The organism is Natrinema gari JCM 14663, assembly GCF_000337175.1.
GTDB lineage: Archaea > Halobacteriota > Halobacteria > Halobacteriales > Natrialbaceae > Natrinema > Natrinema gari.
The window spans coordinates 165500-191614 of record NZ_AOIJ01000086.1; the positions used below are offsets into that span (position 1 = coordinate 165500).

General features: G+C 65.0%; 25 protein-coding genes and 1 pseudogene. 7 read left to right on the forward strand and 19 right to left on the reverse strand.

Translation table 11 applies throughout. The features are described from left to right. Nucleotides 1-37 precede the first annotated feature (37 nt). Nucleotides 38-724, forward strand: a complete 687-nt coding sequence (locus C486_RS19025) for a hypothetical protein (RefSeq protein ID WP_193787486.1) — start codon at nucleotides 38-40, stop codon at nucleotides 722-724. A gap of 60 nt (nucleotides 725-784) precedes the next feature. On the opposite strand, the gene C486_RS19030 is transcribed toward C486_RS19025, so the two are convergent. The 5 genes from C486_RS19030 to cyaB all read right to left on the reverse strand — a co-directional run bounded on the left by C486_RS19030 (nucleotide 785) and on the right by cyaB (nucleotide 6989). Continuing rightward, a complete protein-coding gene (locus C486_RS19030) occupies nucleotides 785-1390 on the reverse strand; it encodes a DUF5804 family protein (RefSeq protein WP_008459148.1) in 606 nt (201 codons plus the stop codon). 186 nt (nucleotides 1391-1576) lie between these two features. Further along, nucleotides 1577-2755 carry a tRNA sulfurtransferase gene (locus C486_RS19035; RefSeq protein ID WP_008459150.1) on the reverse strand — a complete coding sequence of 393 codons (1179 nt, stop codon included), beginning with the start codon at nucleotides 2753-2755 and terminating at the stop codon, nucleotides 1577-1579. A gap of 71 nt (nucleotides 2756-2826) precedes the next feature. Then, nucleotides 2827-4110: an MFS transporter gene (locus tag C486_RS19040; protein ID WP_193787487.1), complete on the reverse strand. Its 1284-nt coding sequence runs from the start codon at nucleotides 4108-4110 to the stop codon at nucleotides 2827-2829. A gap of 1035 nt (nucleotides 4111-5145) precedes the next feature. Then, nucleotides 5146-6351, reverse strand: coding sequence for a methionine adenosyltransferase (locus tag C486_RS19045; RefSeq protein ID WP_008459152.1), 1206 nt, complete (start codon nucleotides 6349-6351; stop codon nucleotides 5146-5148). Between the two features lie 92 nt (nucleotides 6352-6443). Beyond that, the gene (cyaB, locus tag C486_RS19050) at nucleotides 6444-6989 is read right to left on the reverse strand and encodes a class IV adenylate cyclase (RefSeq protein ID WP_008459154.1); all 546 of its coding nucleotides are present in this window, start codon (nucleotides 6987-6989) and stop codon (nucleotides 6444-6446) included. A gap of 88 nt (nucleotides 6990-7077) precedes the next feature. Between cyaB and C486_RS19055 the strand changes: the two genes are divergently transcribed. Then, nucleotides 7078-8037 (forward strand): FKBP-type peptidyl-prolyl cis-trans isomerase, encoded by a 960-nt coding sequence (locus tag C486_RS19055; RefSeq protein ID WP_049910721.1) that lies wholly within the window; start codon nucleotides 7078-7080, stop codon nucleotides 8035-8037. A gap of 274 nt (nucleotides 8038-8311) precedes the next feature. Here C486_RS19055 and C486_RS19060 read toward each other — a convergent pair whose 3' ends face one another. From C486_RS19060 to C486_RS19065, 3 genes and pseudogenes are all read right to left on the reverse strand, one after another. Further along, nucleotides 8312-8938: an RAD55 family ATPase gene (locus C486_RS19060; protein WP_008459159.1), complete on the reverse strand. Its 627-nt coding sequence runs from the start codon at nucleotides 8936-8938 to the stop codon at nucleotides 8312-8314. Nucleotides 8939-9140: 202 nt separating this feature from the next. Then, a pseudogene (locus C486_RS22965) lies at nucleotides 9141-9215 on the reverse strand (IS6 family transposase); the annotation flags it as partial. A gap of 206 nt (nucleotides 9216-9421) precedes the next feature. Further along, complete coding sequence (locus tag C486_RS19065; RefSeq protein WP_008459161.1) at nucleotides 9422-9844, reverse strand: hypothetical protein; 423 nt, start codon at nucleotides 9842-9844, stop codon at nucleotides 9422-9424. A gap of 172 nt (nucleotides 9845-10016) precedes the next feature. Between C486_RS19065 and C486_RS19070 the strand changes: the two genes are divergently transcribed. Continuing rightward, a complete protein-coding gene (locus C486_RS19070; protein ID WP_008459163.1) occupies nucleotides 10017-10211 on the forward strand; it encodes a hypothetical protein in 195 nt (64 codons plus the stop codon). Nucleotides 10212-10583: 372 nt separating this feature from the next. Here C486_RS19070 and C486_RS19075 read toward each other — a convergent pair whose 3' ends face one another. Further along, nucleotides 10584-11750: a hypothetical protein gene (locus tag C486_RS19075; protein WP_152419209.1), complete on the reverse strand. Its 1167-nt coding sequence runs from the start codon at nucleotides 11748-11750 to the stop codon at nucleotides 10584-10586. A gap of 430 nt (nucleotides 11751-12180) precedes the next feature. Here C486_RS19075 and pyrB point away from each other — a divergent pair, with 430 nt between their 5' ends. From pyrB to C486_RS19095, 4 genes are all read left to right on the forward strand, one after another. Beyond that, nucleotides 12181-13125: an aspartate carbamoyltransferase gene (gene pyrB / locus C486_RS19080; RefSeq protein WP_008459167.1), complete on the forward strand. Its 945-nt coding sequence runs from the start codon at nucleotides 12181-12183 to the stop codon at nucleotides 13123-13125. Continuing rightward, complete coding sequence (gene pyrI / locus C486_RS19085) at nucleotides 13118-13606, forward strand: aspartate carbamoyltransferase regulatory subunit (RefSeq protein WP_008459169.1); 489 nt, start codon at nucleotides 13118-13120, stop codon at nucleotides 13604-13606. The genes pyrB and pyrI overlap by 8 nt, the downstream gene beginning before the upstream one ends. Before the next feature lie 249 nt (nucleotides 13607-13855). Next, a complete protein-coding gene (locus tag C486_RS19090) occupies nucleotides 13856-14701 on the forward strand; it encodes a hypothetical protein (RefSeq protein WP_008459172.1) in 846 nt (281 codons plus the stop codon). A gap of 265 nt (nucleotides 14702-14966) precedes the next feature. Then, nucleotides 14967-16172 (forward strand): hypothetical protein, encoded by a 1206-nt coding sequence (locus C486_RS19095; RefSeq protein WP_241432547.1) that lies wholly within the window; start codon nucleotides 14967-14969, stop codon nucleotides 16170-16172. Between the two features lie 152 nt (nucleotides 16173-16324). On the opposite strand, the gene C486_RS19100 is transcribed toward C486_RS19095, so the two are convergent. From C486_RS19100 to C486_RS19145, 10 genes are all read right to left on the reverse strand, one after another. Continuing rightward, entirely contained in the window at nucleotides 16325-16720 is a 396-nt protein-coding gene (locus tag C486_RS19100) for a hypothetical protein (RefSeq protein WP_008459177.1), read from the reverse strand. Between the two features lie 89 nt (nucleotides 16721-16809). Continuing rightward, nucleotides 16810-17574: an enoyl-CoA hydratase/isomerase family protein gene (locus C486_RS19105; protein ID WP_008459179.1), complete on the reverse strand. Its 765-nt coding sequence runs from the start codon at nucleotides 17572-17574 to the stop codon at nucleotides 16810-16812. A 188-nt stretch (nucleotides 17575-17762) separates the two neighbouring features. Further along, the gene (locus tag C486_RS19110) at nucleotides 17763-18431 is read right to left on the reverse strand and encodes a helix-turn-helix domain-containing protein (RefSeq protein WP_008459181.1); all 669 of its coding nucleotides are present in this window, start codon (nucleotides 18429-18431) and stop codon (nucleotides 17763-17765) included. Nucleotides 18432-18562: 131 nt separating this feature from the next. Continuing rightward, nucleotides 18563-19435: an ABC transporter permease gene (locus C486_RS19115; protein ID WP_008459182.1), complete on the reverse strand. Its 873-nt coding sequence runs from the start codon at nucleotides 19433-19435 to the stop codon at nucleotides 18563-18565. Continuing rightward, complete coding sequence (locus C486_RS19120) at nucleotides 19432-20385, reverse strand: extracellular solute-binding protein (RefSeq protein ID WP_008459184.1); 954 nt, start codon at nucleotides 20383-20385, stop codon at nucleotides 19432-19434. Before C486_RS19120 ends, C486_RS19115 begins: the two co-directional genes overlap by 4 nt. A 138-nt stretch (nucleotides 20386-20523) precedes the next feature. Continuing rightward, a complete protein-coding gene (mobB, locus tag C486_RS19125; protein ID WP_008459187.1) occupies nucleotides 20524-21072 on the reverse strand; it encodes a molybdopterin-guanine dinucleotide biosynthesis protein B in 549 nt (182 codons plus the stop codon). Between the two features lie 239 nt (nucleotides 21073-21311). Further along, entirely contained in the window at nucleotides 21312-22613 is a 1302-nt protein-coding gene (gene hemA / locus C486_RS19130) for a glutamyl-tRNA reductase (protein ID WP_008459189.1), read from the reverse strand. 4 nt (nucleotides 22614-22617) lie between these two features. After that, nucleotides 22618-23838 (reverse strand): radical SAM/SPASM domain-containing protein, encoded by a 1221-nt coding sequence (locus C486_RS19135; protein WP_008459191.1) that lies wholly within the window; start codon nucleotides 23836-23838, stop codon nucleotides 22618-22620. Continuing rightward, nucleotides 23835-24965 (reverse strand): hypothetical protein, encoded by a 1131-nt coding sequence (locus C486_RS19140; protein ID WP_008459192.1) that lies wholly within the window; start codon nucleotides 24963-24965, stop codon nucleotides 23835-23837. Before C486_RS19140 ends, C486_RS19135 begins: the two co-directional genes overlap by 4 nt. After that, nucleotides 24962-26104 (reverse strand): YVTN family beta-propeller repeat protein, encoded by a 1143-nt coding sequence (locus C486_RS19145; protein WP_008459194.1) that lies wholly within the window; start codon nucleotides 26102-26104, stop codon nucleotides 24962-24964. The genes C486_RS19140 and C486_RS19145 overlap by 4 nt, the downstream gene beginning before the upstream one ends. Between the last annotated feature and the right edge of the window lie 11 nt (nucleotides 26105-26115).

Here is a 26115-nt window from a genome sequence, read left to right on the forward strand (position 1 = left end):
AATACCTTTTACTTACGAGTGCGTATTGGGTAGTACTATGCCAGCCCCTTCGAGACGCGCCCTGCTCTGTGGAACCGCATCCGTGATCGCGCTGTCCGCCGGTTGTCTCGGCGACGACGCCGAGGACTCGCCGACGGACGGGAACGAAACCGACGATAACGGCGATCCCGGAACGCCGTCGGGCGATGACGACAACCCCGAAGACGGTGACGACGGCGACGAGCAAGCCACTGAGTTGGCCGGCTCCGACTCCCGGACGTACCGGTACCCGACGCGGTCGACATCGCCCGGACTGCACCTGCTCGAGGACGACGACGAAGCCACAACCTGGCTCGCCGAACGGGATCGAACTGCCGATTCCCTCGAGACGTTCGTCGACGAGACCGATTTCGAGACATCGATCCTCGTGTCACTCGAGGCCGGCGCTCCCAACCCCTGCCACGAACTGGCGCTCGAGTCGACCGCCGTCGAGGACGAGCAGGTCGTCCTCGATGGGGCAGTCAGCGAGACGGGCGACGACGACGAGGCCTGTATCGCCCAAGAGACGACCGTCGGACGCCTCGTTCGGGCGACGTTCGATGGGCAGCGTCTGACGAACGTCTCGGCGACAATCGTGGATCGGAACGGCGAGTCGCACCAGTTGTCAGTGTCCCACGACACCGCGTCCGAGAGCACGAGCGCCGAGCCGTCGAACAGTTCGAACGAGGCAGGCGACGACGAGTAGGGCCACACGTCCGCGGGACAGTCATCAGGACGTCCGTCGAGACCGGCTTCGAACGTCGACTTACGAGTATTCGGCTTCGGTCACCCGGACGACGAGGGTGTCCTCGACGTCCCGGAGATCGTACGCGGGGACATCGCCGTCGACCCGGCGTACGTACAGCGGTTCGACGAGTCTGTGTGTCGGCTCGGCGACGCCCGCCCGCTCGGCCTCCTCCGAGTCGTTCATTCCGGCAGCCGGATCGCTCTCGGTCACCGTCTCGGGGCCGGCGGCGTCCGTTCTCGAGTCGCCGGTCCCGGTAGCGTCATCGGCTGCCGGCTCTGAACCCGCGCCCACTCGCTCGAGGCCGTACACCTTGCAGAATTCGGCGGTGGCCTCGGGCTCGAGGTCGCCGTTCCGAAGTTGCGTGGCCAGCGACCGCGAGAGCCAGTCTTCGTCGCTGATGCTGGGGTCCTGAACGAGCGCCTCGTCGACGAATCTGGTGAGATACCAGTTCAGGTCGTTCAGCAGCGAGACGGCAGCGCCGATACTGACCGTCCGGACGGCCAGCGAGTTCTCGACGGGCCGCTCGAGGTCGTAGGTCGACAGCGCCTCACGAGCCGTTTCGCGAGAGAGGAGTTCGTACTGGAGGTTGGTCCCGGCCTCGCCGATGAGACAGACGCGGGTCACTATCAGGTGGTGGGAGCGACGGCGTAATGTCGGTTTCGGCTTCTCAACGCGCTCACCACGACCACCCACGCTGTGGAGCGACGGTCTCCCGGACCGCGACGGTCACGAAAGCCCTTTTCAGTCCCATCCTCGCGGTGACTCGTCGGGCTGTCTCCGAGCGGCGGACACGGCGTGTCGCGGACCGATTCAGGGGTCGACCAGTTCCGCGTCCGCCGCCGCGTCTTCGGCGCGCTCGAGTAGGTCGTCGGGCTCGGCGTCCAGCAACGGTTTCAGTCGGGCGTTGGTCTCGACCTGGTCGGGGGTAACGCGGTTGCAGCCGGCGTCGATCGTCGAGTCGGTGAAGGTACCGATCTCGCGAGCCTGGGCGACGATGTACTGTTTGTCACGGGTCACCAACGGGCGGTGGATCGGCAGTCGGGTAGCGCGGCTAGTGACGCCGAGGTTCCGGATCGTCTGGCTCGATTTCTGGCCGGCGGCCTCGCCGGTGACGATGCCGTCCGCGTCGATGCGTTCGGCCAGCGTCTCGGCGGCGCGGTAGAAGAACCGCCGCAGCGAGAGCATCCGACCCTGTTCCATCTCCTCGACCAGTTGGGCCACCGTTTCGCCGCCCGGAACCCGATAAACCTGCATGTCGAAGTTCGGCGCGTACGCCGAGAGGAGGCGCACCGTTTCCATCGCGCGGGCCTCGTGATCGATCCCGCCGTAGTCCCCGAGGGCGACGTACGCCGGGACGACCGGACTCCCGCGTTTCATCATTTCGTAGGCCGCGACCGGCGAGTCGATCCCGCCGCTGACCAGCGCGATGACCGGCTCTTGGGACCCAAGCGGGAGCCCGCCCGGCCCGTCGACCTGCTCGAGGTAGACGAACGCAACGTCCGCGCGTACCTCGATGCCGAACGTGAGATCGGGATCGTCGAGGTCGACCGCGGGCTCGAACTCGTCGTCGACGGCCTCCCAGATCGCGTTCCCGGCGTCGCGAGCCAGGTCCTCGCTGTCGTAGGGCAGACTCTTGTCCGCCCGGCGGGCGTCGACCGCGAACGTCCCGCCGTCGTAGTGTTCGCGGGCCGTTTCCGCGACCGCCTCGAGAATGCGCGCCTGCTCCGTGCTGACCGTCAGAGCGGGACTGGCGGAGACGACGCCGAAGGCGTCCGTCGCGGCGTCGGTCGCCGCTTCGACGGCGTCCTCGCTCGTGTGGATCAGCGGCCGGTTCCACCGGCGCTCGACCGCGCCCGGAACCGACCGATCCGCCAACAAGGCCTCGATGTTCTCCGCGAGGAGGTCCTCCATGTACCGCTTGACCGTATTGCTCTTTGTGTTGAGGTCCCCGTGGCGGATGAGGACGGTGTCGGCTCCCGGTGGGTGCATGGACTGTGATAGATGGTTGGGGCTATAAGGGCATTACGAGGACGGGATGCGGCCGCGGAGCCGCCGGCGACTCAGACGATGGACTCGTCGACCGTCGGGCTCAGATGGCCGGTGTAGGAGTAGATTCCGGCGACGAGAATGGCCCCAGCCAACAGCGGGATGAGCGCGCTGAGCGCGTACAGCACGTCGTACCCGACCACGTTAGCGACGGGGAGCGATACCAGCGGCCCGAGACCGCCACCGACATCGCCGAAGATATTGTTCGTTCCCATCGCCCTGCCCATTCGATCCTCGGGCGTGAGGTCGGCGAGGAGGGCCGTTAGCGGACCGCCGACGCCACCCTGTCCCGCCCCGATGAGGGCACACGCGAGGACGACGGCTCCGAACGAGGGAGCGACCGTGAGCACGGCGAATCCCGCACAACTGATCGCCAGAAACCCGATCAGGACGGGCACACGGGCACCGACGGCATCGCTGAGCTTGCCGCCGGCGATGGTAAAGACCGCACCCGAGAGCGCGGAGACAGCCATCAGCAGCCCCGACGTCCCCTGTTCGCCGTAGTCGATGCCGTAGCCCGCGACCTCGAGCGACAGCGTCACCGATTCGGCCTCAAGGTAGAGGACAAGCGTCGAAAAGAGGACGCCGATGTACGCGAAGTAGAGCCCGAAGTTGACCAGGCCGACGGTGAGTGCGGGGAGCGTCCGCTCGAGGTCCAAGAGGCTGACCGACGAGCCGGCGGCCCCGACGTGGGTCTCCGGAACGATGAAGAAGGCGATGACGCTCGCGAGGGCGGCGAAGGCGGCCGCGAGAACGAACGCCGTCGCGTTGCTGTAGGCCTCGCTGACGAGTCCGCCGAGAACCATGCCGGCGGGGAAGCCGAACGTGATCCCGGCCCGAACGATGCCCATGCTCGTCCCGCGCGAACTGGCGTCGCTGACATCGGCGGTGATCGTATACGCCGTCGCGAACACGAGCGCGCTGCCGATCCCCCACGTGACCCGTGCGAGGACGAACCAGCCCTCCGGAACCGCAGAGCGGATCGCGATCACGTAGCCGACCGTCGCGAGGCCTTCGATCGCCAGTCCGATCACGAACGGTTTCCGGGTGCCGATCCAGTCGACGAGAATGCCCGCCGGCCCATTTACCACCAGTCGCGTCCAGCGGTTCGCCGAGAGGATGACGCCGACCATGAACGCCGAAATCCCCAGTACCTCCCCGAGGTTCGGCAGGATCGGGAAGACGACGCCGCCGCCGAAGCCGACGAAGAAGGTACTCGCGACGACGGCGTAGACCACGCGATCCGAACTGGCCGATGGCGACGACACTGGCACTCGAGTTCCGTTTTCGACACCCATACACAGGCCACGGCCCAGTTTGGCTATTGCGATAGACGCAGAGGATTACCGGTTTGAACAGTCGTCACACAGCGTGGATTGGCATTACTCTTCGTCGTCAGATGAATTGCCAACCGATGGCGGGCCCCAATTGATGTCGACACTGCCACAGAATTCGAATGATATCCCACCAGATGATTGAAATGTCCCTCCGCTGTCGTCGCTTTCTCGCAGACAGTGCTGGGATGTTGCCGGGCCGATAGACAGCGGACGCTCGTCCTCTACGAGGGTGGCGAGATCATGGTGCTCTCGATCAGTGGAACGGGGTCGCGTACGTACCGACTTCACGACTTGACGACGTGACTGTCCAAGCCTGACGCGAAACATTCTGGAGCGTCCCCGTTCGCCGCTACTACGCTACCGTCGTCTGTACGCTCGCGGTGCTGGTGTGGATCTTCCAGTACTAGAACCTGCTTTGGCCGCAGCATGGCATGCGTTTTGGAAAGCAAATAGATCATCTAAGAATACGTCACATGCCCCTCAATAATCCATTATTTCAAAATATTGATTATTAATCCGACCACGTCTATTCCATATTTAATTTGTGTTGTATAGATGTGTCCATGCGTTATAGAATACGTAACTCGAAGTAACGAAAAGAGCAACCCCAAAAATAAGGAAAATTATATTAACGGTCCCACCGGGGCTCATACTCGCACCGACGCTGAAAACAAAGCCGACAAATAGCCCAAAGCTTGCAAGAGCCAACTGAAATAATAATTCTCCTCGGTTCAAATCATCTTCGCTAGTAGAGTTTGATGTCTTGTTCGGAGTCATACTGATTATTTACTTCTCCAAATACATGTCGTGCGAACCTTCACCATCAATCCCCCCCATACAACTGTTAAATAATATCGCCACTCAATAGATTTCGTTTTGATGGTAGATAATAAAACTAATCTGCGACACCAGATATGTACTACCCTCTCCCACCACCAGCTTTGATCCTTATATCTCCCAAAATAAATGTGGGACTTGGCTACAACTCAGTGCGGCTTAGAACGTCGAGAGTTCGCCGTCGATCACGCTACGCGTGATTTCGGTCACGTTCGCGAGCTCCCGATCGACGATCGCGGCGGCGTCGTCCTCGACGTCCGACACCGCGATGCCCTCGTCGGTGACGACCTGGACGTCGGCGACGTGGGGCTGGTCGATCGGACGACCGATCTGTGACAGGAGACGCACGCGCAGGTCGCGGATACCGTCGACCTCGCTGACGACCTCTTCGGCGATCTCCGTCGAGAGCAAGTTGTAGATTTTTCCGATATGGTTGACCGGGTTCTTGCCGCTGGTCGCTTCCATCGACATCGAGCGGTTGGGCGTGATGAGCCCGTTTGCGCGGTTCCCGCGGCCGACGGAGCCGTCGTCGCCCTGTTCGGCGGACGTTCCGGTGACCGTGAGATAGATCGACCCCTCGTCGTAGTCGTCGGCCGTGTTGACATGAACGTCGACATCGCGGTCGGTGTGCTCGCGCGCCACGTCGTCGACGAAGTCCCGGACGGACTCGACGGCCGCGGTGTAGTCATCGAGATCGGCGACGTACTCGTCGACCATCGCCGCCGCGACGGTGACGTCGATCTCGTCGCCCTCGCGCTTGCCCATGATCTTTACGTCCGGCCCGAGCTCGGGGTTGTCATCCGCGTACTCCCCGTTTAGTCGCCGTTCGGCCTCGAGAACGATCCGCTCGGTCTCGGTTAGCGGCGCGTGGCCGACGCCGAAACTCGTGTCGTTGGCCATCGGGACGCTCACTTCGTCCTCCCCGAAGACCTCCTGTAGATCGCCGCTCCCCTCGCCGAGTTTGACGTCGACCACGATGTCCTCGCCGACAGTCAGCTGTGGGATGTTTTCCTCGAGGTATTCCCGTGCCGCCCGCAGGGCGATGGTCTCGGCGGGGATCGTCTGGCCTTCGTAGTGTTTGGTCGCGCGGCCGACGATCAGCAGATAGATCGGGTCGACGACCTCGCCGCCGCCGAATGCGGGTACTGCCTCGCCGGCGACGAGTTGCGTCTCGTCGGTGTTGAAGTGTAGTACTTCACCAACGCGATCCAAGTACTCGCGTGCGAGTGCCCCCGCGACGCTCTCGGCGATGCCGTCACAGATAGAGTCGGGATGTCCGATCCCCTTTCGTTCGACGATTTCGACCTCCTGGTCCTCGACCGCTTGCCGGGCGATAGACTCGATCCGGATATTCCGCTCGCTCATTGGCGGCTCTAAACGGAGCGCGGTGGTATAACTTGCGAAAACAGACACGAAAGGGAAAATGCTTATCGGTTATGTATCTGTCGGCGAACGGCCTATTCGGACCCCAGCAGCAAGCCGAGATAGGACGTCCGAAGCTGGTCGTCCGGTTCCAGTTCGAGTCGCTCGAGGATGTCGTAGGCTCCGTCGCGAGCCGCCTCGAGATCGGATTCGTCCTCGACATCGGTTTCGACTTCGACGTACTCGCCGACGTCGTCGACCGAATCGAGGGTGATGGTATACCCCTCGAGCGCGAACCGTTCGCGCTCCTTGCGGACCGTCGCGGCGGCCTCGAAGCCAAGGTTCGTTAGGATCGCGTCGGTCTTCTCGTGGTCGCCAACAGTGGTCTCGACTTCCTCGCGGGTCTTGGACTCGTCGTCAACGAGCGGGCCCTTGTAGGTGAGGTGGGTGTCAGTGGACCCGCGATCCGTCCATTCCGATCGAATCCGCAACGCCTCGTCGGTCTCGGTGAATTTGCGGTGGGGGGCATCGTAATAGGTGTCGATCTGCACGACGCTTCCGCGAGACCGCGCCTCGACGGCCTCGAGGCGGTCGCGGACGGCCGCGAGATCGGCGGGGACCTTCACTTCGACCTCGTACATGCCCGGGGGGACGGTCGGCGGTCGTAAGTATCGGTCGCTCTCGTTCGAAAACGTCGTACTTAAATGTCGACGGCGGGACGTACAACGTATGACTGAGGATCAAGAGGCCGAGCTCGACGAGCAGGCCGATGACGTCGACGAGGAAGTAGCCGAGGAAACCGCCGACGGACTGCAGGACGGCGACTTCGTCGAACTCGAGTACACCGCGTACACGACCGAGGACGAACAGCTGGTCGATACGACCGACCCCGAAGTCGCCGAGGAGGAAGGCGTCGACGAGCAGGGCCAGGAGTTCAAGCCGCGAACGATCGTCGTCGGCGAGGGCCACATCTTCGAGGCCGTCGAAAACGACATCGTCGGCTCCGAGCCCGGCGACTCCGGGACCGTGATCGTCCCCGCCGAGGACGCCTTCGGCGAGTACGACCCGGACGACGTCCAGACCGTCAGCGCCGAAAAGATCGACGAGGACGACCGCTATCCCGGTGCAAACGTCCAGATCGACGGCCAGCAGGGCTACATCAGCACGATCATCGGCGGACGCGCCCGCGTCGACTTCAACCACCCGCTTGCGGGTGACGACGTCGAGTACGAGTACACGATCGCCGACGTAGTCGACGACCGCGAGCAGCAGGCTGCCGGCCTCTTCGAGATGTACCTCGGGATGGAGCCCGAGCTCTGGATCGAGACGGACGAAGTCGAGGAGGAGGTCCCCGTCGAACCCGACGACGACGAGGACGAAGACGCCGAGCCCGAATTCGAGACCGAAACCGTCGAGAAGGAGACGCTCTATCTGGAGGCCACGCCCCAGATGACGATGAACCAGCAGTGGATGATGGGCAAACAGCAGATCGGACAGGACATCATCGAGAAGGTCGGCGTCGACCGCGTCATCGTCCAGGAAGTCATCGACGGCATGGGTGGCATGGGCATGGGAGGTATGATGGGCGGCATGGGCGGTATGGGCGGCGGCGATATCGAGGAGGCCCTCGAGGACGCCGACGTCGATGCCGACGAGATCGTCGACGAACTCGAAGGCGCAGAGGAATAAGAACGCCGCAGTCGCCGGCCGGGTTCGGCTCGGTGACGACCACGAGCGTGCGCTCGCGACTTTTTCGCACCCCACTCGTAAGCCCAGCCGCCGATGGGCGGTTCGATAGGCATGCCCCGGGACCGGGATCACCCACTGAGACCGGCGAGTTCAACCAGTGACGCCGCCGCGACGGTCACCGAACGGACCGCCGTGATCACGACGTTTTCCACGCCCGAACGGGATCCGACGGGAGCGACTGGGTCCGTCCGTCGGCGGCGGCGAGTCGGCCCACTCACGCGATGTCGCGACTCGTGTCGATCGCGACCTCCTCCGTCAACTCGAGTTTGATCGCGTCGGTCGGTTGGCTGCCGCCGCGGAACTTGGGGATCGTCAGGTGGTTCTCGAGTTCGGTGCCGGCGATCTCGGTTCGGAGATCGAAGACGGCGTCAGCGGCGTGGTAAGTCCGCACACGGTTCTCGGGCTCGTCTCGGCCTTTCAGGCAGTGGAGAACAGCGATGCTCCCCGTCTCGAGCATGTGCGACTTGAGTTCGTTGAGGAAGGCGATGTACTCGTCGGTGTCACAGCGCTCGAGGACGTCCATCGTGTCGATGATGAGGTTGGCCCCGTCGGGGAGGGCTCCGATGAGTCGGGTCGCCTCCTCGAGCGGCGTGTCGCCGGTGACGTGTCTGACCGTCGGGCTGCCGACCGAGGAGGGCGAGGTCTCGATGGCGTGGCGGACGGCGTCGTCATCGCGCTCGGTCGTGAGATACAGCGTGCCGCGGGCGGCCGTGAGTTCGTAGAGGAGGAGTTCGGACTGGCTGGCCGGCTCGGCGGTGTACGCGACGATACACCCCGGGGGGAGCCCACCGTCGAGCTTCCGGTCGAGGACGTCGATCCCAGTGTCTAACCGTCCGACCATGCGGTATATGCTCTTGCTGTACTGCCCGCATAATTCTTTGCCTTCGTCGGAATGGTATTGTTCAGATTAGCTTGTTCCAGCAGTATGCGTAGCTCTGCAACCATGTTTCGGCGTTTTTGGCCCGAAATATATGAAATGTTCCAAATTAGATGGTATATTTCTTTATCTCTTGAAAGAGGGGTTTGACAGCGTTCAGAACGGTCTAGTTCAGCACCTCCTCGGCTGGTGTTCGGCCATTCAGCGCTTGATTTAGTCGATCGTAATTGTAGTGGTGTTCAGCGGTTGCGTGTTAGAGCCTAAGCCGAAGATGTCCGATCCGTGGTGTACCGCGGGACGGACAGTAGGGACAGTCGCGCTCGAGTGTCTACCCAAGTACTGAGGCGCCGTTGACCAGCGGGTCTCTACGGGAGGCTGGCCTCCTATTCCGAGGCGGACTGCTCCCGTCCGTGACGGGTAGTCACCTGCTTGCATCCGGCGCTGTCCTCAGGCACCATCCCGCGAGTAGTACGCTACCACGAGTACCGTTGCGGTGAGCGACGCAGCGTTCCCCAAGACGACCAAGACGAGTTCGTCAAGCGCTGTCCCGGACCGCAGCAGCGCCGCGCCGACGGCCGCGCTGGCGAAGAATGGACCCACGACTGCCGCCGAAATCAGGATTTGGTAGGTTCCGGTGGCGGTGACGATCGGTAGCCGGTGGGGGACGAGCAGGTCCATGGTGAGAAACGCGAGAAACGTTGCCCCGAACCCGCCCACGAAAAGTACGGGGAGAGCGCAGTCCGGCGCTCGCTCCGCGCCGACCTGTATGAGGACCTCGCCGTTAATGAGTGAGAGCAATGCTCCAACGTCCCACAGCCAGGACCGGTTCCACGCGGAACGAGCGTACAGCCAGCGAGCCGAAAGACGCATACTATCGTTACGGGCATCCGAACAAAAAATTGCGATGGATAATATTTATATCCGATAGCAGACGGCGATCTGTCGATCCTGCTCCAGGGCCTCCGGCTGCACGTACGGATGATTCGGGATTATACAATATACTGACGTAAAAAATATACACCTGGAAGGAAAAGGAAAATCCATGTTTAGTACCCTCCGAACGATCCTCGTCGCGTTCGTCGGTATGTTTGTTGGCACTGTGGCGGCAGCGGCGATCGTCGCAGACCCGACCAGTCTGTTGGGAATGACGATCACGCTCGTCCTGGTCGCAGTGTTCAGTTATGCCGCCTACCATCTTGACGAACGTTTCGCCGGGAACTCGAGTACGAACGCCTAAGCTTCCGACTTCTTCACTTTGCCAGATGTGACTGCTCGCGTTCGTGGGATGCCCACGACTCATAGCGGGCCGGAGTTTCCTGTGACATCGATTCCATGCCAGGTTCCGAGGACGTCAACTGCTCGGTCCGACGCACCAGTTCCTGTCTCGCCGTTCGGAACCTCTCCAGTGGCGTCTGACGTTCACTCGCCTACGTGTTCGGCGATCGTCCACAGTGGTTAATCGCGATTGACCGCTCGCGTGGCGGCCGACAAAAGGAACCGCAGTGGGGTCCCGATACGGACTGGATAAACTCGCTTTTACTATAGTAGCAATTGAAACGATTTACACACTGATCGCAATGCCCTCGTGCGATCAGGTGTGCAATGACGTTCAGTTGCTACTATAGTCCGCTCCGATGACGTTGTACGACATGCCGAAGCCCTTGTCGAGGGGGTTGCTTGTATCGGTGAAGTTTATCGTGATCGCCCCAGGAAGCGACAGGTTGGCCAAGTCAACCGCCATTCGGATACCGAACGCGTATGTGTCACCCTCGATCAGTTCCGTGGTGAATTCGTAATCAGTATACGGGGCGTCGTCACCTGGCCCCGCACCGTCCCCTGGTCCCCACTGCTCGTCGATGATGTCGACGGCGTCATACCAATCCGAGCTTAGCGTCCCGAGATGGATCGAATCCTGTGTGTCCTTGTCGACGTTCCTGACGAACCCGAGGAAGTCCGTCCCGGCGGCCATCCCGAGGCTGGAAACCGTCCCTGCAGTATACCCATCAAACGTGATGTCGAAATCACCTGTCTTCATGTCATTGTCGACCAACGTGTAGACTTCTGCGTAGGCATCCGCCTCGATAGAGACGGCAGCGTCAGTCACCGTAACACCACACCGATTGTCGTCTTCGTCGACATCAGTTGCCCAGTTGATCCCCTGCACCCAACAGGGTCCGGGACAGTTCCGGTCACTGTCGCCGTCATCCGCCTCGGTGGCAGAGTAATCGTAGTGGGAAGACGTGGCGCTCAGGGTGGACTTCTTCGATAGGTCCGCAACTTGGTTTTTGCTGGGATTGGCGGAGGCAGCGAAGTCGGCGTCTCTCTCCGAGTGAGCGACGACCTTTTCCCGTTGGTTCTGCTTGAGGGATCCCACGTCGTCAGACGAGAGGATGGTCTTGAACCGCTGGTCATTAATCTTCTTGAGGAACGTGCTGCCGTCGCGGTCCATCGCTGTCGTGACCTCGGCCGTATATCCGTCCTCGAACTCCAATCGCTGGATCATCATCGACCGACCGTCGTCTCGGTTCGCCTTTGCCACCGACGCTAAGCGCTTGCTTGAGTGCGCTACGTTAGTCGGTCCAATCGCGGCATACTCAGTGTCGACGACCTCGCCATGTCGACGCACGGTCGACTGCCACGCCTTCTGGACCTCTTCGTTGATGTCATCAATCTCTAGCCGCTGTTCGCCCTCTGCCGTATCACCGGCAACCAGACCAAAACCCAACTGCGCAGTTGCTCCGAGACCGATCGTTCGTAATGCGGTACGGCGTTTCAAACGAGGGGTATCAGACATCCCGCCTTAATATCAATGAGCCATACACATATATTTTACTGAATTAATATATTTAAGTGAACCACTCCCATTCGGTCACTCAATTGAGGTGGGGTACTGCGATCGAATACCCTACCACTGTTCCTATACGATCGTGGATAGCTGTTCGGACGTTTCGTCAACCGGCCGTGGCAGGGTCAGGACCGGCGTCCGGTGCAACTGCTCGTCGCCGTCCGACTGCGGATGGGTGCGACGGTGTGAGACGAACACGCAACGCGTTCGATCGAACGGGTCAGCTGCGGGTCAGGCTCGACTGGCGAGCCACCCGTGTTCAGAATCGAGCGGCTACCGCCTGCGGCCGAGTCGTCGATCGCTATCGACGACAAATGGCGGGATTCAAGGTGGTCCCGAGAGCGTACGCAAACGACAACGAATGCGCCACGATCACCTCATCACGAGCAAACAACTCTCTCGGGGGGACATCGAGACCGTCCTCGACTACGCGGCCGAGATCGACGCCGATCCGTCGGCCGTCGCCGACCGCCACACTGACACCCTGCTCGGCCTGCTCTTCTTCGAACCGAGTACGCGGACGAAGATGAGCTTCGAGACCGCGATGAAACGACTCGGCGGCGACGTCGTCGACATGGGCTCGGTCGACTCCTCGAGCGTGAAGAAAGGGGAAACGCTCGCCGATACCGTCCGGGTCATCGAGGGGTACGCCGACGGACTCGTCTTGCGCCACCCCAAACAGGGCGCGGCGACGATGGCTAGCGAGTTCGTCGACGTTCCGCTGGTGAACGCGGGGGACGGCGCGGGCCACCACCCCACCCAGACGATGCTCGATCTCTACACGATCCGGGAGAACGCCGGCCTCGACGACCTGACCATCGGGATCATGGGCGACTTGAAGTACGGCCGGACCGTCCACTCGCTGGCCTACGCGCTGACGAATTTCGACGCCCAACAGCACTTCATCAGCCCGGAGAGCCTCCAGTTGCCCCGTGAAGTCGTCTACGACCTCCACCAGCAACAGGACGGCACGGGGATCAAGGAACACGACTCGCTCGAGGAGGTGCTCCCCTCGTTGGACGTGCTCTACGTTACGCGAATTCAGCGCGAGCGGTTCCCGGACGAAAACGAGTACCAGAAGGTCGCCGGCGAGTACCAGATCGACGCCGAGACCCTCGAAGCCGCGAGCGACGACTTGACGGTGATGCATCCGCTGCCCCGCGTCGACGAGATCGCGCCCGAGATCGACGAGACTCACCACGCGGCGTACTTCGAACAGGCGCACAACGGCGTCCCGGTCCGGATGGCGCTGTTGGACCTGCTGTTGAGCGACGACCGGGGCATTCGAGGTGAGACCGATGAGTGACGATCACGACCACCACGACGGCAACGACGACCACGAACTGCGGGTCAGCAAGATCCGCGACGGAACCGTCATCGATCACGTCCGCGGCGGACAGGCGCTGAACGTCCTCGCGATACTGGGTATCGACGGAACCAACGGCGAGGAGGTCTCGGTCGGGATGAACGTTCCCTCCAACCGGTTTGCACGCAAGGACATTGTCAAGGTCGAGGGTCGCGAACTCAGCCAGGACGAGGTCGACGTCCTCTCGCTGATCGCACCCGATGCGACGATCAACATCGTCCGCGACTACGACGTCGTCGAGAAACACCGCGTCGAACGCCCCGATGTCGTCGAGGGCGTCCTCTCGTGTCCCAACGCCGGCTGTATCACGACCGGCGACGAGCCCGTCACCTCGCGGTTCTCAGTGCTCGAGGACGGTGTCCGATGTTCGTACTGCGAGACGATCGTTCGCGACGAGATCGCGTCGTTGATCGATACCTGATCCGGGCGTCGTGGCCGACGGGTCCGATTCTCTCGTCGAGACGAGTATCCAGAATACATAAGTATTTCCCGGCCGTTTTCTCCGACGTACATGTCACGTACCGCCAAGATTGCGCTCGCCCTGTTCGTCATCGCCGTCCTCTACAAGGTCGTGTTTAGCGGCTCGTCGGACGTCGAAGTCGACTACGAACCGACCGAAGAATAGCGCCGATTCCGAACGGCTTACGGGGACGGCGGCGTACACTGAGCTATGTACGGCGTCGTCACCCGGAACGCCGAAGAAGTACGGTGGCCGGAGTTCGACCGCGGCTTCTACGAAGTCAAAGACGTGACCGGCCGGTCCGCCGAACCGATCGCCGACGGGGTAAACATGGTTTCGTGTTTCGGCGACAACGCCGCCGCCGACGCCGATCCGTCGCTGGTGCCCGTCGACGACATGGGTCGGCCGGCCGACCGCGAACGGTCCTATTTCGACTGGGCGTATATCTGTCCCTCCCGCGAGGACTACCGGCAGGGCCTGTTCGAGGTCATCGACGACTGCGTCGCGGCAAACGAAGACGTCCGTCTCGACGACATCGGCTTTCCCCGCGCGGAGTACTGCCGGTGTGGCGTCTGCGAGCAGGCCTTCGACGCCAGCGAGTACGACGATCGCATGGCGTGGCGGGCGAGCGTCATCACCGACTTCGTCGCCGAAGCCGCCGACCGGATTCCCGGGACGGTCTACATGACGCTCTATCCCGACCCGTACCCCGGCCACCTCTACGAGCGCGCCGGCATCGACCTCGAGGCGATCGCCGACCACGTCGACGAGTTCGTCGTCCCGCTGTACGACACGGCATACGGCACGACCTACTGGCTCGAGACGATCGCGAAGGGGTTCGAGAGCGCGCTCGACACGCCGTTTAATATCGAATTGTACGCCGTAAACGTCGACATCGATAACCTGATCCACGCGCTCGAGGTCGCCGAGGAGTACGCCGATGGCGTCTGCTTCGGCTACGAGGCGAGCAACGGACGCGCGGCACTGCGCCGAATGCAGGCCGACCAGCGCGACGGCGTGACACACGGCGACCCGGGGACGGAATCGGACCCCTGACGTGGGCGCGCCACTCCGCGAACGGTCCGCCGCCCGCTCGAACCGATCGTAAGCGGCTCTTACGCACCCGTGGCCGGTCTTGTCACGGATTACTCGGGCACAACGCGATGGGATCGCCGGCCCGGCTTTTCGATCCGGCGTCGGTCGGTTACGAGCGATTGGGCCGCCCGATCGACTGCAACCGACGACGCCCTTTATTTGCGTCTCGGTCGCCTGCAGTCGTGACCGAGGATCGGCGACCGTCGTGGATCCTCAGGTGATGACTATGAGAGAGCAACAGAGCCAGCAGTCGACGGACACGAACGCCGAACGGATGGCGGAGTCGACGATGAACCAGAGCCAACAGGCCATGGAACAGCTCTTGGATCTCCAGCGGAACGCGGCCCGGATGACGCTGAGCGCGCTCGAGTGGCAGGAGACCGCCCAGCAACAGGGCCTCGAGATGACGAAATCGATGCTCGAGAGCGTGCCGGGGCCACAGTTTACCGAGTCGATGATGCAGAGCTATCTGCAGGGCATGGAGGCCGTCATGCCGGAGATGGAGCAGGTGATGGAACAGGGGATGCAGGCCGCCGCCCAGCCGCAGATGGAACAGATGGAGCAGATGGGGACCCGGATGCAGGGCATGGGGGCACCGAGCGGGATGGCAGAGCAGAGGGGGCATCAACAGGGACCGCAATCACAGCCGCAGCCCCGAATGCAGCCACAACCGCAGGCGAGCGGCCAACGGTACGCACAGCCGCAACCGGAACAGATGCCGAGCGGCCGTCCGCAGCCCCAACAGTCACAGCAGCGGCCACAGCCCCAACAGTCACAGCAGTTCCCACAGACGGGTGAGTGGGTGACGCCACAGGAATACGGCGGCGAGTCGACCGGCGCGGCCAGCCCCCAGCAACAGCCGATGGCGGCTGCACCCACACGCTCGAGCGATGTCGGGACCGGACAGTTCGGCGGCCAGTCACAGAGTGGCGAACCCGACCGGCCCCAGCGGGGAGCCGAAGAACGGCGGGGCTCCGGACAGGAGCAGTTCGAGGGGCAACAACAGCCCCGCCCACAGGGAGCACAGCCGCGACCGGGAACACAACAGGGCACTGAACAGCCCGGGGGGCAGCCCCGCGGCGGTGCCCGGCCACAGCGCCGGAGAGAGCACGAGCAGCCAACCCAACGCCAGCAGTCACCCCCGGGACGAACCGACCAGGGACGGTTACGGGACCAGTACTCACAGCGAATCGACACCGACCGACGCGAGGGAGGGGAGCAAGGCCGACACCGGCGCGGCGGGCAATCGGCCGCGCGCGATCGACCCAGGCAGGAGTCGGCAGCGGACGCCGGCCGCGACCGGGACCGTGATGAAACGACCCGGTCCCGCGAGCGGCGGACGAGAGAGGAGACGGATGTGACGTCGGAGCAACCCCAGCGGCGGACCGAAGAGAACAGCGGTAACGAAAAGCGGGGCTCGAACCAGCAGTGAACCACGGGGGCAGCGCTTCCCGATACCCAGCTGCCACTCGAGGAGCGTGACATCGGCGACGCCGGCGGAGTCACTCGGATCGATGGTGTCGAACCGCAAACGGAATCGGATCGTGGTCGCGACCGCCGGCTCGAGGGGGCGGCAGAAACGGGTTACCGGGTATCGTCGCCCATCGGACCGTCGTCATCGTCGCGGATCACGCCTTCGTCGTCCCGACCGCTGATATCGTCTTCGTCCCGATCGATGCCGCGGTCCTCGGTTCCGGTCTCGTGATCCAACCCACCGGTGGCTCCCGTATTGTGGCCGGAGAGTTCGGTCTCGAGATGGACTTCGTCGTCCGTTACGCGACTGACTGCCGCTGCCTGGAGCGGATAGGTACTCTCGCCGCTAGCGCTCCAGCCGAGTGTCGCCTTGATCGAGTCCGTGATTCCGGGGTCCGGTTCGACGTGGGCCGTGCCGTGGTCGACGTCGGCGACCATCCCGACTTCGTCACCGTTGGCGTTGACGACGCGTTTGCCGATGTCGTCGTCGGTAAACTGTGAGAACATTGCACGTCGGTTGACGCTCCATTCGCGCAAGGTCGTGGTGCTTGCGGGTGCTTGCGGTCGTCCAAGCGTGTGAGGACCACCGCGCGGAGTCACTCGAACGCCGGGTCTCGATCTTCTAAGAAGGCGGCTACGCCCTCCTCGTGGGCGTCGGAGGTCCGGGCCTGTGCCTGGAGCAGGTTCTCGTAATCCAGTGCCTCGTCCCAGGAGCGGCCCAGGTTCTCGTGCATGGCCTGTTTCATCAGCCCGATCGTAGCCGTGGGACCGTCGGCGAGTCGCTCGACGGTCTCGGCGACGCGGTCGTCGAGCTCCGCCGCGGGGACCGCCTCGTTGACCAGCTCAAGGTCGGCCGCACGCTCGGCGTCGAAGAACTCGCCGGTGAACGCGAGTTGTTTCGCGGCTCGCAGCCCGACGATGTGGGGAAGCATGACGGTCCCGCCGGTGTCGGGCACCAGTCCGACTCTGACGAACGCGCAGGAAAACGTCGCGTCAGCGGCGGCATAGGCGATGTCGGCGAGCGCGACGACCGAGAGCCCCGCACCGATGGCGTCGCCGTTTACCTTCGCGACGATCGGCACTCGACACTCGAGCATCGCCTCGACGACGCGACCGAAGGTCTCGGTGACACTCTCGTAGGCGTCCTGCGAGCTGTCGGGGGTCTCCGCCAGCATCTCGAGGTCGCCGCCGGCGCTGAAGGCCTCGCCCGCGCCCGTGAGGACGATCGCGTCGTACGCCTCGGGGGTCGCGTCCTCGATCGTATCGGCCAGTTCGGCGGCGGTCTCCCCGGTGAGCGCGTTGAGCGCGTCCGGTCGGTCGAAGGTGAGTCGCAACACGCCGTCGTCGTCAGTGATTCGCATGCCACACACATCGGTCCCCCGGATAGTAACTGTGGGCGGTTCGCTGACGGGTTGCCGTGCAGCATCGCTCGCGGGGCCAGAAGGGCACGACGCTCGAGCGACGACCCACGCGGGGCCGTTCGCGCTCGCTCGAGCGGGACACAAGCATCGAGTCGGCCGTTGGGCTGGATGACGGGGTCGGCGCAGAGTCAGTTCGAGGGGACCGGCGGGGCGGCGGTGTCCTCCTCGGTCACGTTGAGTTCGGAGGTAACCAGCGCGCGGTAGGCGCGGCGCAGCCGCTCGGAGAGCGCCTGATGGGAGATATCCAATTCCTCGGAGAGTTCCTGCATCGAGACTTCACGAGGGATTTCGAAGTAGCCGTGATCGATCGCCGCGACCAGCGTCTCGTACTGGCGGGCCGTCAGGCCACACTGGGAGTGGCTCTCTTCGGCGAGGTCGAACAGGCGGACGATCGTCGGCGTGACGCCGTTGTCGTCGAGCCGATCGTACAGCGAACTGACGCTCTCGCGGTCGACGACGCGGACGCTGAGCAGCCACGTGCCGTTCGACGCCGAGGCGCTCAGTACCGTGCCGTTCTCCTCGAGCGTGAACTCGAAGGGGTCGACGGTGTCGGGTTCGAACTCGATGTCGTAGAGCCAGCGGTCCTCGTCGCTACTGATCAGGGAGTAGGTGCCGATCGCCGAGGCCTCGTCGAGGGCCGATTCGATCTCCGGCTGGGAGGGACCCGACAGCCAGAGTCCGTGGCCGCTCGAGGCGATGACCCGCTCCATTTCACACGTCAACGAGGGGACGGCCTCGAACAGTTCGCCGGTACCGGTTCCGTCGGCCGGGATCTCGATGTCTGCGATGGATGTCATGAGTCTCACCCGCTGCTTGAACGACGATGTCCATAACCCCACTTCCAAACCACTTAGAGACGGTTAGAGCGAATTACACGCGTTCTGATCGGTTCGAACCCGATCATCGACACCGTCGTGAACGCGGCAGTTCAGCGGCGACGGGGGGTCCCGACCAGCAACTGGACGGCGACGACGACGATTACGGCGACGGCGAGCAGGGCGAGCGCGATCGGTACGATCGCGTCGATCCCGCGGGCGATAAACGAGACGCGAATCTGGGTCGGGATGGTTCGGGGGGTGTATGCGACCATCGTCGTCGCGCCGAACTCGCCGAGCGCCCGGACGAACGTCAGCACGATTCCGGCGGCGATGGCGTTGCGCGCCAGCGGTAGCGAGACCAGCCACACCGTCCGGAGGCGGCCGTATCCCAGCGTCCGCGCGGCCTCCTCGAGGCGGGGATCGACGCCGTCGAAGCCCGCGCGGGCGGTAACGACGAGAAACGGCGCGGCGACGAACGTCTGGGCGAGGACGACGCCGGCGCGGCTCCCGGTCAACGGCAGTCCGACGGCCGCGGCGGCCGCACCGATCGGCGTGTATCGACCGACGACAGTCAGGAGCATCACGCCGCCGACGATCGGGGGGATGACCAGCGGGAGCAAGACGAGCGCTTCCACCAGCCGCTTGCCCCGAAAGGACGCCCGCGAGAGGACGTACGCCAGCGGGACGCCGAGGACGGTCGCGATGGCCGTCGAGATCGGTGCCGTCAGCAGCGATGTCCCGATCGCGTCCCGAACCGCCGGGTCCGAAAGCCCGGCAACGACAGCGACGTCTCGCATGCGGAGCAGAAAGACCGCGAACGGGACGACGAAGTAGGCGAGCAACAGCGCACCGAGCAGCGCCGGGACGGCGAGCGCGCTCGGAAGCCACTCGCGGCCCGCGCGATACCGGGGGTCCGCATCGGCACCTGTCGCGTCTCCGTTTCGCTCCGGTGCATCGGTCCGGGTGCGGTCCGTGTGACTCACGGCCCGATCGCCTCCGGGGGGTCCCCGTGAAACCGGGGCAGCGAATCGTCGACGCGTAGACCGTGCTCGGCCAGTAGCGCACTGTTCTCGAGCAGGAAGGAGACGAACTCCCGGCCCGCAGCCGGGGCGTCGGCGTCGGAACACACCGTCGCGTTGTAGACGACCGGCGACCCCTCGACCGTGTGGCCGCTGTCGGTAGTGTAGCTCGCCTGCGCGTATCGGTCAGCGAACGCGGCATCGCCGAAGTTGTAGGCGTCGTCCAGCCGCCGGACGGCGACATCGCGCTCGGCCGCCATGTTGCTGTAGGCGACCGCACACGCCCGATCGCCGTTCTCGAGGCCGGCGAGCAGTCGAGGCTCGTCGGCGACGCGGGCGACTTTCTCGGCCATCGCGTCGCGAAAGCCCTCGAGTCCGTGTTCGCGTTCGGCGAGTTCGAACAGGAGGAGCGCCCGGTAGCCAAGCGGATCGAGGTCCGGGTCGCTGATCGCGATCGCGCCCTCGTCGGCGGCCGCGAAGACCTCGTACCACGGCTCGCCGGCCTCGAGTCGCGAACCGATGTCGGTCTCGGGTACGTAGGCGATCACGACTTCGTTCGCCGCGAACTCGACGTCCCAGTCGGCGTGGTCGGAATAGAGACGCTCCCGCAGGAGTTCGGCGTCGGCACCGATCACCACGTCCGGATGCTTCGTCCCGTCTTCGACCAGCCGCATCACGGCGTTGGTCCCGTAGTACTCGCCCTCGTACCGCAGTTCGGACGCGGACTCGAACGCCGGGCCGACGCCGTTCTCGAAGGCGGCGGCCAGACTGCCGGCGGCGAGCACCCGAACGCCGTCAGCGCTGCCGAGACAACCCGCGACCCCGAGCAGTCCCGCCGCGAGTCCGCTCGTCGCGGCGAGAACGCGCCGGCGGCTCCGCGGGCCGGGCTCGACGCAGCCGTTGCGACTGTCCATACGTCCCGTTGGAGTAAGCGCACAAATACAACTGGTTTCAGTTCCTATCTCGTGAGAAAGCAACCGGTAGTGGTCACACTCGATGGACATCACCGTCTTCGACTGTCGCTCCGCCAGGGTCCCCACCGGCCGGTCGGTTCAGTCGTCCGGATCGTCACTCGACCGGGCATCGGTCACTCCCTCGAGTCCGTCGAGCGAGCGGATCGTTTCGACGAGGTCCTCGATCGGATCGTCGCCGTACCCGACGATCGGGCCGCCGACGGCGGCCGGCTCGCGAGTCCCGACGAGGATCGTCGGCAGCGGCGACTCGGCGAACCCTTCGACCAGGACGGTGTCGTACCCGCGTCGGGCGAGTCGCTCGAGCGTGCTCGCGAGCGCCCGTCCCTCCGGATCGTCGGACTCGAGGAGCGCGTCCCCGTCGGGCTCGGGCGGGTCCCGCTTCCCCCGTGTCGTAATATCGAAGGTCAACGTTGGCGTGATACCGACGACGGTTTCGGCACCCGCGGTCCGGTGGCGGTGGGTGTCAGTGCCCGGCGTATCGATCTCGATGTCGTGATGGATCGACTTGACGGTCGCGATGCGGCCATCGGTGGCCAGCCGTTCCACCAGTTCCTCGACGAGCGACGTTTTGCCGGCGTCGCTCGGCCCCGCCAGACAGACGGCTCGCAGCCTCGCATCCTGACTCATACGTGTCCATCGTCGGTTCGCGGGGAAGACCTGTTCGGATAGCGCGCCGCGAGAGACTCTCCGGCTGATGGCGGTTTTTCAAATGAGTGGCGGTGCATGCGGATCGACGGGACACGCGCAGCCGCTCCCCCGCTCGAGGGCGGAACGAAACGGAGGCGGCGGACGGCGAAACCGACGGCCGCCGGGACGTGCGACACGCGATCGGGCACCGACGCTTGGCCGGGTGCCAACGACCGCGGTCACTCCGACCGCTCGCGATCGCCGTCGAGGTCGAACAGCCGGTGGGTGGCGTCGATGACCGCATCGTCGCCCTCGCGGGCGGCCGTTCGGAGGTGTTCGGTCGGCGTGCCGAGGAGCGAGCCGGTCAGCGCGCTGGCGAAGTCCGCCAGCACGGTCTCGGGATCGGCCCCGTTCTCGAGTCGGGTTCGGGCCTGCTCGAGTTCGCGCTCGCGGATCGCGGCCGCCGCCCGGTGGAGTTCGCGGAGCGTGTCCTCGGCATGGTTCTCGCGTTCCCGGTCGACGAAGGCCGCGACCGCGTCGGTGACTGCATCCTCGACCGCCGGGACCGCCGCCCGCCGATCCGTCACGGCCGCCTCGATCCGACGCTGGATCGCGTCGAGAGCTACGACCGGTATGGTCGATCGCCGAACGGCCTCGGGAACGTCGGGCGGGCTTGCAAGGTCCACGACGGGCGTTTCCGACCCGACTCGCCGCATCGCCTCGGGGGTCACCACCGGGTCCGGCGCGCCCGTCGCCGTCACGATCGCGTCGGCGTCGGCGAGCGCCCGTTCGAGGGCCTCGAGCGGCCAGTCCCGACCGTCGTCGGTCGGAAGCTCCGGAGCGGCCGAGCGGTTGACGGCGTCGACGCGGCAGTCCCAGCGGTGGTCGGCGGCCTTCGCCACCTCGGTCGCCATGTCGCCGGCACCGACGACGACGAGGCGGTCGGGCACGCCGCCCGCGTCGGCGATGGCCTCGCAGGTCGCGCTCCCGTAGCCGACCGTTCCCTCGGCGATCCCGGTTTCGTCGCGACAGCGTCGGCCCACCGAGACGGCCGCGTCGGCGACTCGGGTCACCACCCCGCCGGCGAGGTCCGCCTCGAGCGCCGTCTCGAAGGTCCGACGGAGCTGTCCGAGGACGTGTGCCTCGCCGATGACCGCGCTCTCGAGGCCGCAGGCGACGCGAAACAGGTGGTCGACGACTGCGAGTCCGGTCTCAGTCAGCGCGCCGTCGGGATCGCCCAGCGACTCGCGTGCGGCCTCGAGTCCCGCGTCCCGATCAGCGGGTGTACGCGTGCTGAGATACGCCTCGACGCGGTTACACGTCGAGAGGACGACCGCTTCGGTAACGCGGTCATGGGCCGCGATCCGCCGGGCGGCGGCGACGGGGTCGTCCGGGCCGATCGCACCCAGTTCCCCGGTCGAGCGGGTCTCGTGGTCGAGCCGATAGCACGCGAGTCGGCGGACGCTCTTTGGCACCGCCGCGATCGGCGACGGGTCGGACTCGAGCCTCGCGTCCGATGATGCTGAGTCGGGTACGTGCATCGGCCTACTCGAGTGCCGCGGTCGTGTCGACCGGTGGCGCGTGATCGGTCGGCAGTTCGTCGGTGCTGTACTCGGCCTCGGTGAGATAACACCGGGGGTCTTCAGCCCAGAGGTCGTCGTGGACTGCTGCGGCGCGGGCCCGGGAATTCCCGCCACAGACCTCCTTCCAGGGACAGCGGCCGCATTTCCCCGTCAGGTGGTCGGTCGGCTCGGCCAGTTCGTCCCAGAGGTCGCTGTCGGCGAGGATCTCGTCGAGGCGGCGCTCGCGGACGTTCCCGAGCGTGTACTGCGAGAGGAACATGCTCGGGTGGACGTCGCCGCGGTGATCGACGTTGACGACCTTGGGGCCGGCGTCGCCGTTCTTGACCACTCGACCCGGGCCGTCGTCGAACAGGAGTTTTCGCGCCCGGTCCGCGTGGCCCGGCATGTCCTCCCGAATCCGGTGGTAGAGATAGACCGCGTCGGCGTAGTTGCCGGCGGTCAGGATCTGCATCTCCGGGTGGGTTTCGGCGAGGGCTTTGGTGCGCTCGTAGAGGGCATCGACGACCTCTCGCGTGCGCTCGACGGAGAGGTCGGCATCGGTGATGTCCCCGCCGCGCCCGGAGTAGATCAGGTGGAAGACGTTCACCCGGTCGATCCCCTCCGCGACGGCGAGGTCGATCACGTCGGGCACGTCGTCGACGGTTCCCTCGGTCATCGTACATCGGATGCCGGTCCCCATTCCAGCGTCGCGGGCGTTGCGGAGCCCGTTGCGGGCCCGTTCGAAAGCCCCGTCGACGCCGCGGAACTCGTCGTTGGTCGCCCCGACGCCGTCCAGCGAGACGCCGACGTACTGCATCCCCGCGTCGGCGACCGCTTGCGCGCGCTCCTCGGTGAGGAAGGTGCCGTTGCTCGAGGCGATCGGCCGGATTCCCCGCGCGGACGCGTATCGAGTCAGTTCGGCGATATCGTCGCGGAAGAACGGCTCGCCGCCACTGAACACGAGTACCGGGACGTTCACCGCGGCCAGCGAGTCGATGAACGACTTGGCCTCGGCCGTCGACAGCTCTTCGCTGTCGCGCTCGTCGCAGGCCCCGAAGTAGCAGTGTTTGCACTGCAGGTTACAGGCGGGGGTCGTGTTCCAGACGACAAGCGGGACGAGCGCGTCGCTCGCACGGTGCTTCTCGTATCGGATCTGTTCCGGTCGGTTGTCGAGCCCTCTGATGAGTCGCGTGAGATCGATCATTGGTCCACCTCCGGGTGGAAGATACCGCTCGGCTTCGCGCCGAGTCCGTCGATTCGGCGGCCGACGGCAACGTCCGCCGGACGATCGTCGGCCAGCGGCCGCGTGTCCAGTACCGCGAGATCGGTCCGTTCCATGTTCCCAACGTAACACTCCTGCCCGTCGGGGCCGAAGACGACGTGAAGCGGTTCCCCGCCGACATCGACGCGGCCGGCGACCGTGAGGTCGGTCAGGTCCAGGATCGTCACGAACGGCTCCTCGTAGGAGTCGACGATCGCGTAGCGGCCGTCCGGCGTCGTCGCGGCGAAGCCGGTCGTCGTCCCGACATCGAGCAGCCGTTCGGTCGGCGAGTCGTCACCGGCCGCGACCGCCTCGAGATCGACGACGGCGACGCGGTCGTCCTCGCGGGCCGGGAACAGCCCGTACCGGTAGTCCAGCCCGTCGGCGACGGCGAACCCGTGGGGGTTCGTTCCCGTCTCGGCGGTACAGCGTACCCGTTCCGTGGCCGGGTCGACGAACGCTGCCGACGACCCGCCGGCGTGGTTGACGACTACCAGCCCCGTCTCGAGGACGTACAGGTCGTGTGGCCCCGCGCCGACCGGGATCTCGGCCGCGAGGTCGAGGCCGGGATCGGAACCGAGGACGGCGATCTCGTTCTCGGTCTTCTGGCCCACGTAGAGCCGCTCATCCGGTCCGATTCGCATGCCGGCACTCCGCGAGAGCGGCCGCGTTCCCGCGGGTTCGAGCCGGCCGTCCTCACCGATCGCGAACGCGAGGACGCCTGGCTCCGACGCCTCGGGTAGGTCGACCGCGGTCCCGACAAACAGCGCGTCGCCGTCCGGACCGAGTGCGCTCCCGACGGGCATCGTCCCGAGCCGATCGAGACGCTGGACGGTCTCGAGCCGGTCGAGATCGACCACCTCGAGATGGGCGCTGGCGATGTACAACAGGTACGCGACCGGCTCGCTCGGGTGAAACAGCGCCGTGTGTGGGTATCGGCCCTCGCCGAGATCCGCGACGACCTCGCCCGCAGCGAGATCGACCGCGCTGAAGTGGCTGCTCGCGGCGTTTTTCACGATCGTCGGCGTGCCGGACGAGCGGTCGCTCGCGGTGTCGGTGTCTGGTGTCATTGGTATCGTCCTCTATCGGTACGAAAACAGCCCGCAGGGGCCGCCCCATCGGGCACGTCGATTGTTGCCACGATCGGATCGGGGTCGCCAACTCGAACACCGTCGACGTCGACGACGGTTACGGTGTCGGCGTCGACGCTGGGGACGTAACAGACCCGGCCGTCCGCACTGAACCGCGGGTGGCGCGGCGTCGACCCGGTCTCGACGCGCGCGACGACGTCCAGACTCGCGGGGTCGAGGAACGCGACGCGGTCGTCGTCGTACGCGTCGACGGCGAGCAAGGAGCCGTCGGCGGTGACGTCGGGAAAGGCCGTGGGCGTCCCCAGCGAGATGCGGTCCGTGGCTGTCGCATCGGTCTCGCCGCGTCGGACCGCCTCGAGGTCGATGACCGTGAGGCCGTCGTCCGCCGTGTCCCCGACGACCCACCGGTCACTGCCCGGCACGGCGGTCCCGCCTCTCGGGTTCGGGGCGTGGACCGTCCCGAGGACCGCCGCCGCACGCGTATCGACGACGGTCACGCTGTCCCCGTCGGCGTTGTTCACGCCCAGCAATCCCCGGGTCGGTTCGTGGGTCAGGTCCTGCGGCCCGGCACCGACCGCGAACCGATCCAGAACGTCGAACGGGGGCGTCCCGCCGAGCCGGAGCAATTCGTCATCGTCTCGCAGCGCGACCCACACGTCGTTGCCGGCGTCGACGGCGAGGCCGGCGGCCTTCCCGACGGGGAGTCCGGCGACCGGTTCGACCCGCTCGCCGGCCGTCCGAAAGACGGCCAGTCCCGGGCGGTCGTCGCCCGGGAGACCGCCGTAGGTACTGACGAACAGGTACCGTCCCGTCCGACTCAGCACCGCTCCCACGGGCGCAGTCCCGACCTCGTCGACGCGGTCCGCGACGGACAGCGTCCAGCAGTCGAGAATCTCGAGCGTGTTCGACCCCATGTAGGGGACGTACGCCCAGCGGCCACCGGGACGGACGGCCAGCGCGTGTGGCTGGCGGCCGTCGCCGATCCGGCCGAGCGGCTCGTGGGTGGCCGCGTCGATCACCGTCAGCCCCTCTCCGCGGAGGTGCTTGACGAGTGCGAGCGGTCCCGGTCCTCGTCGCGCCGGTGTCGTCGTCATCGCGTCGGAATGTCTCTCGGGCATGGGCCTGTGGG

What these genes read in the sequence shown, in the direction of transcription:
- mobB (WP_008459187.1), bottom strand. Translation starts at nt 21,072, where the DNA reads ATGAGTCAGGATGCGAGGCTGCGAGCCGTCTGTCTGGCGGGGCCGAGC.
- C486_RS19140 (WP_008459192.1), bottom strand. Translation starts at nt 24,965, where the DNA reads ATGACACCAGACACCGACACCGCGAGCGACCGCTCGTCCGGCACGCCG.
- C486_RS19060 (WP_008459159.1), bottom strand. Translation starts at nt 8,938, where the DNA reads ATGGTCGGACGGTTAGACACTGGGATCGACGTCCTCGACCGGAAGCTC.
- C486_RS19145 (WP_008459194.1), bottom strand. Translation starts at nt 26,104, where the DNA reads ATGCCCGAGAGACATTCCGACGCGATGACGACGACACCGGCGCGACGA.
- C486_RS19035 (WP_008459150.1), bottom strand. Translation starts at nt 2,755, where the DNA reads ATGCACCCACCGGGAGCCGACACCGTCCTCATCCGCCACGGGGACCTC.
- C486_RS19065 (WP_008459161.1), bottom strand. Translation starts at nt 9,844, where the DNA reads ATGCGTCTTTCGGCTCGCTGGCTGTACGCTCGTTCCGCGTGGAACCGG.
- C486_RS19100 (WP_008459177.1), bottom strand. Translation starts at nt 16,720, where the DNA reads ATGTTCTCACAGTTTACCGACGACGACATCGGCAAACGCGTCGTCAAC.
- pyrB (WP_008459167.1), top strand. Translation starts at nt 12,181, where the DNA reads ATGCGCCACGATCACCTCATCACGAGCAAACAACTCTCTCGGGGGGAC.
- cyaB (WP_008459154.1), bottom strand. Translation starts at nt 6,989, where the DNA reads ATGTACGAGGTCGAAGTGAAGGTCCCCGCCGATCTCGCGGCCGTCCGC.
- C486_RS19110 (WP_008459181.1), bottom strand. Translation starts at nt 18,431, where the DNA reads ATGACATCCATCGCAGACATCGAGATCCCGGCCGACGGAACCGGTACC.
- C486_RS19055 (WP_049910721.1), top strand. Translation starts at nt 7,078, where the DNA reads ATGACTGAGGATCAAGAGGCCGAGCTCGACGAGCAGGCCGATGACGTC.
- C486_RS19025 (WP_193787486.1), top strand. Translation starts at nt 38, where the DNA reads ATGCCAGCCCCTTCGAGACGCGCCCTGCTCTGTGGAACCGCATCCGTG.
- C486_RS19070 (WP_008459163.1), top strand. Translation starts at nt 10,017, where the DNA reads ATGTTTAGTACCCTCCGAACGATCCTCGTCGCGTTCGTCGGTATGTTT.
- C486_RS19040 (WP_193787487.1), bottom strand. Translation starts at nt 4,110, where the DNA reads ATGGGTGTCGAAAACGGAACTCGAGTGCCAGTGTCGTCGCCATCGGCC.
- C486_RS19120 (WP_008459184.1), bottom strand. Translation starts at nt 20,385, where the DNA reads ATGGACAGTCGCAACGGCTGCGTCGAGCCCGGCCCGCGGAGCCGCCGG.
- hemA (WP_008459189.1), bottom strand. Translation starts at nt 22,613, where the DNA reads ATGCACGTACCCGACTCAGCATCATCGGACGCGAGGCTCGAGTCCGAC.
- C486_RS19135 (WP_008459191.1), bottom strand. Translation starts at nt 23,838, where the DNA reads ATGATCGATCTCACGCGACTCATCAGAGGGCTCGACAACCGACCGGAA.
- C486_RS19105 (WP_008459179.1), bottom strand. Translation starts at nt 17,574, where the DNA reads ATGCGAATCACTGACGACGACGGCGTGTTGCGACTCACCTTCGACCGA.
- C486_RS19045 (WP_008459152.1), bottom strand. Translation starts at nt 6,351, where the DNA reads ATGAGCGAGCGGAATATCCGGATCGAGTCTATCGCCCGGCAAGCGGTC.
- C486_RS19090 (WP_008459172.1), top strand. Translation starts at nt 13,856, where the DNA reads ATGTACGGCGTCGTCACCCGGAACGCCGAAGAAGTACGGTGGCCGGAG.
- C486_RS19095 (WP_241432547.1), top strand. Translation starts at nt 14,967, where the DNA reads ATGAGAGAGCAACAGAGCCAGCAGTCGACGGACACGAACGCCGAACGG.
- pyrI (WP_008459169.1), top strand. Translation starts at nt 13,118, where the DNA reads ATGAGTGACGATCACGACCACCACGACGGCAACGACGACCACGAACTG.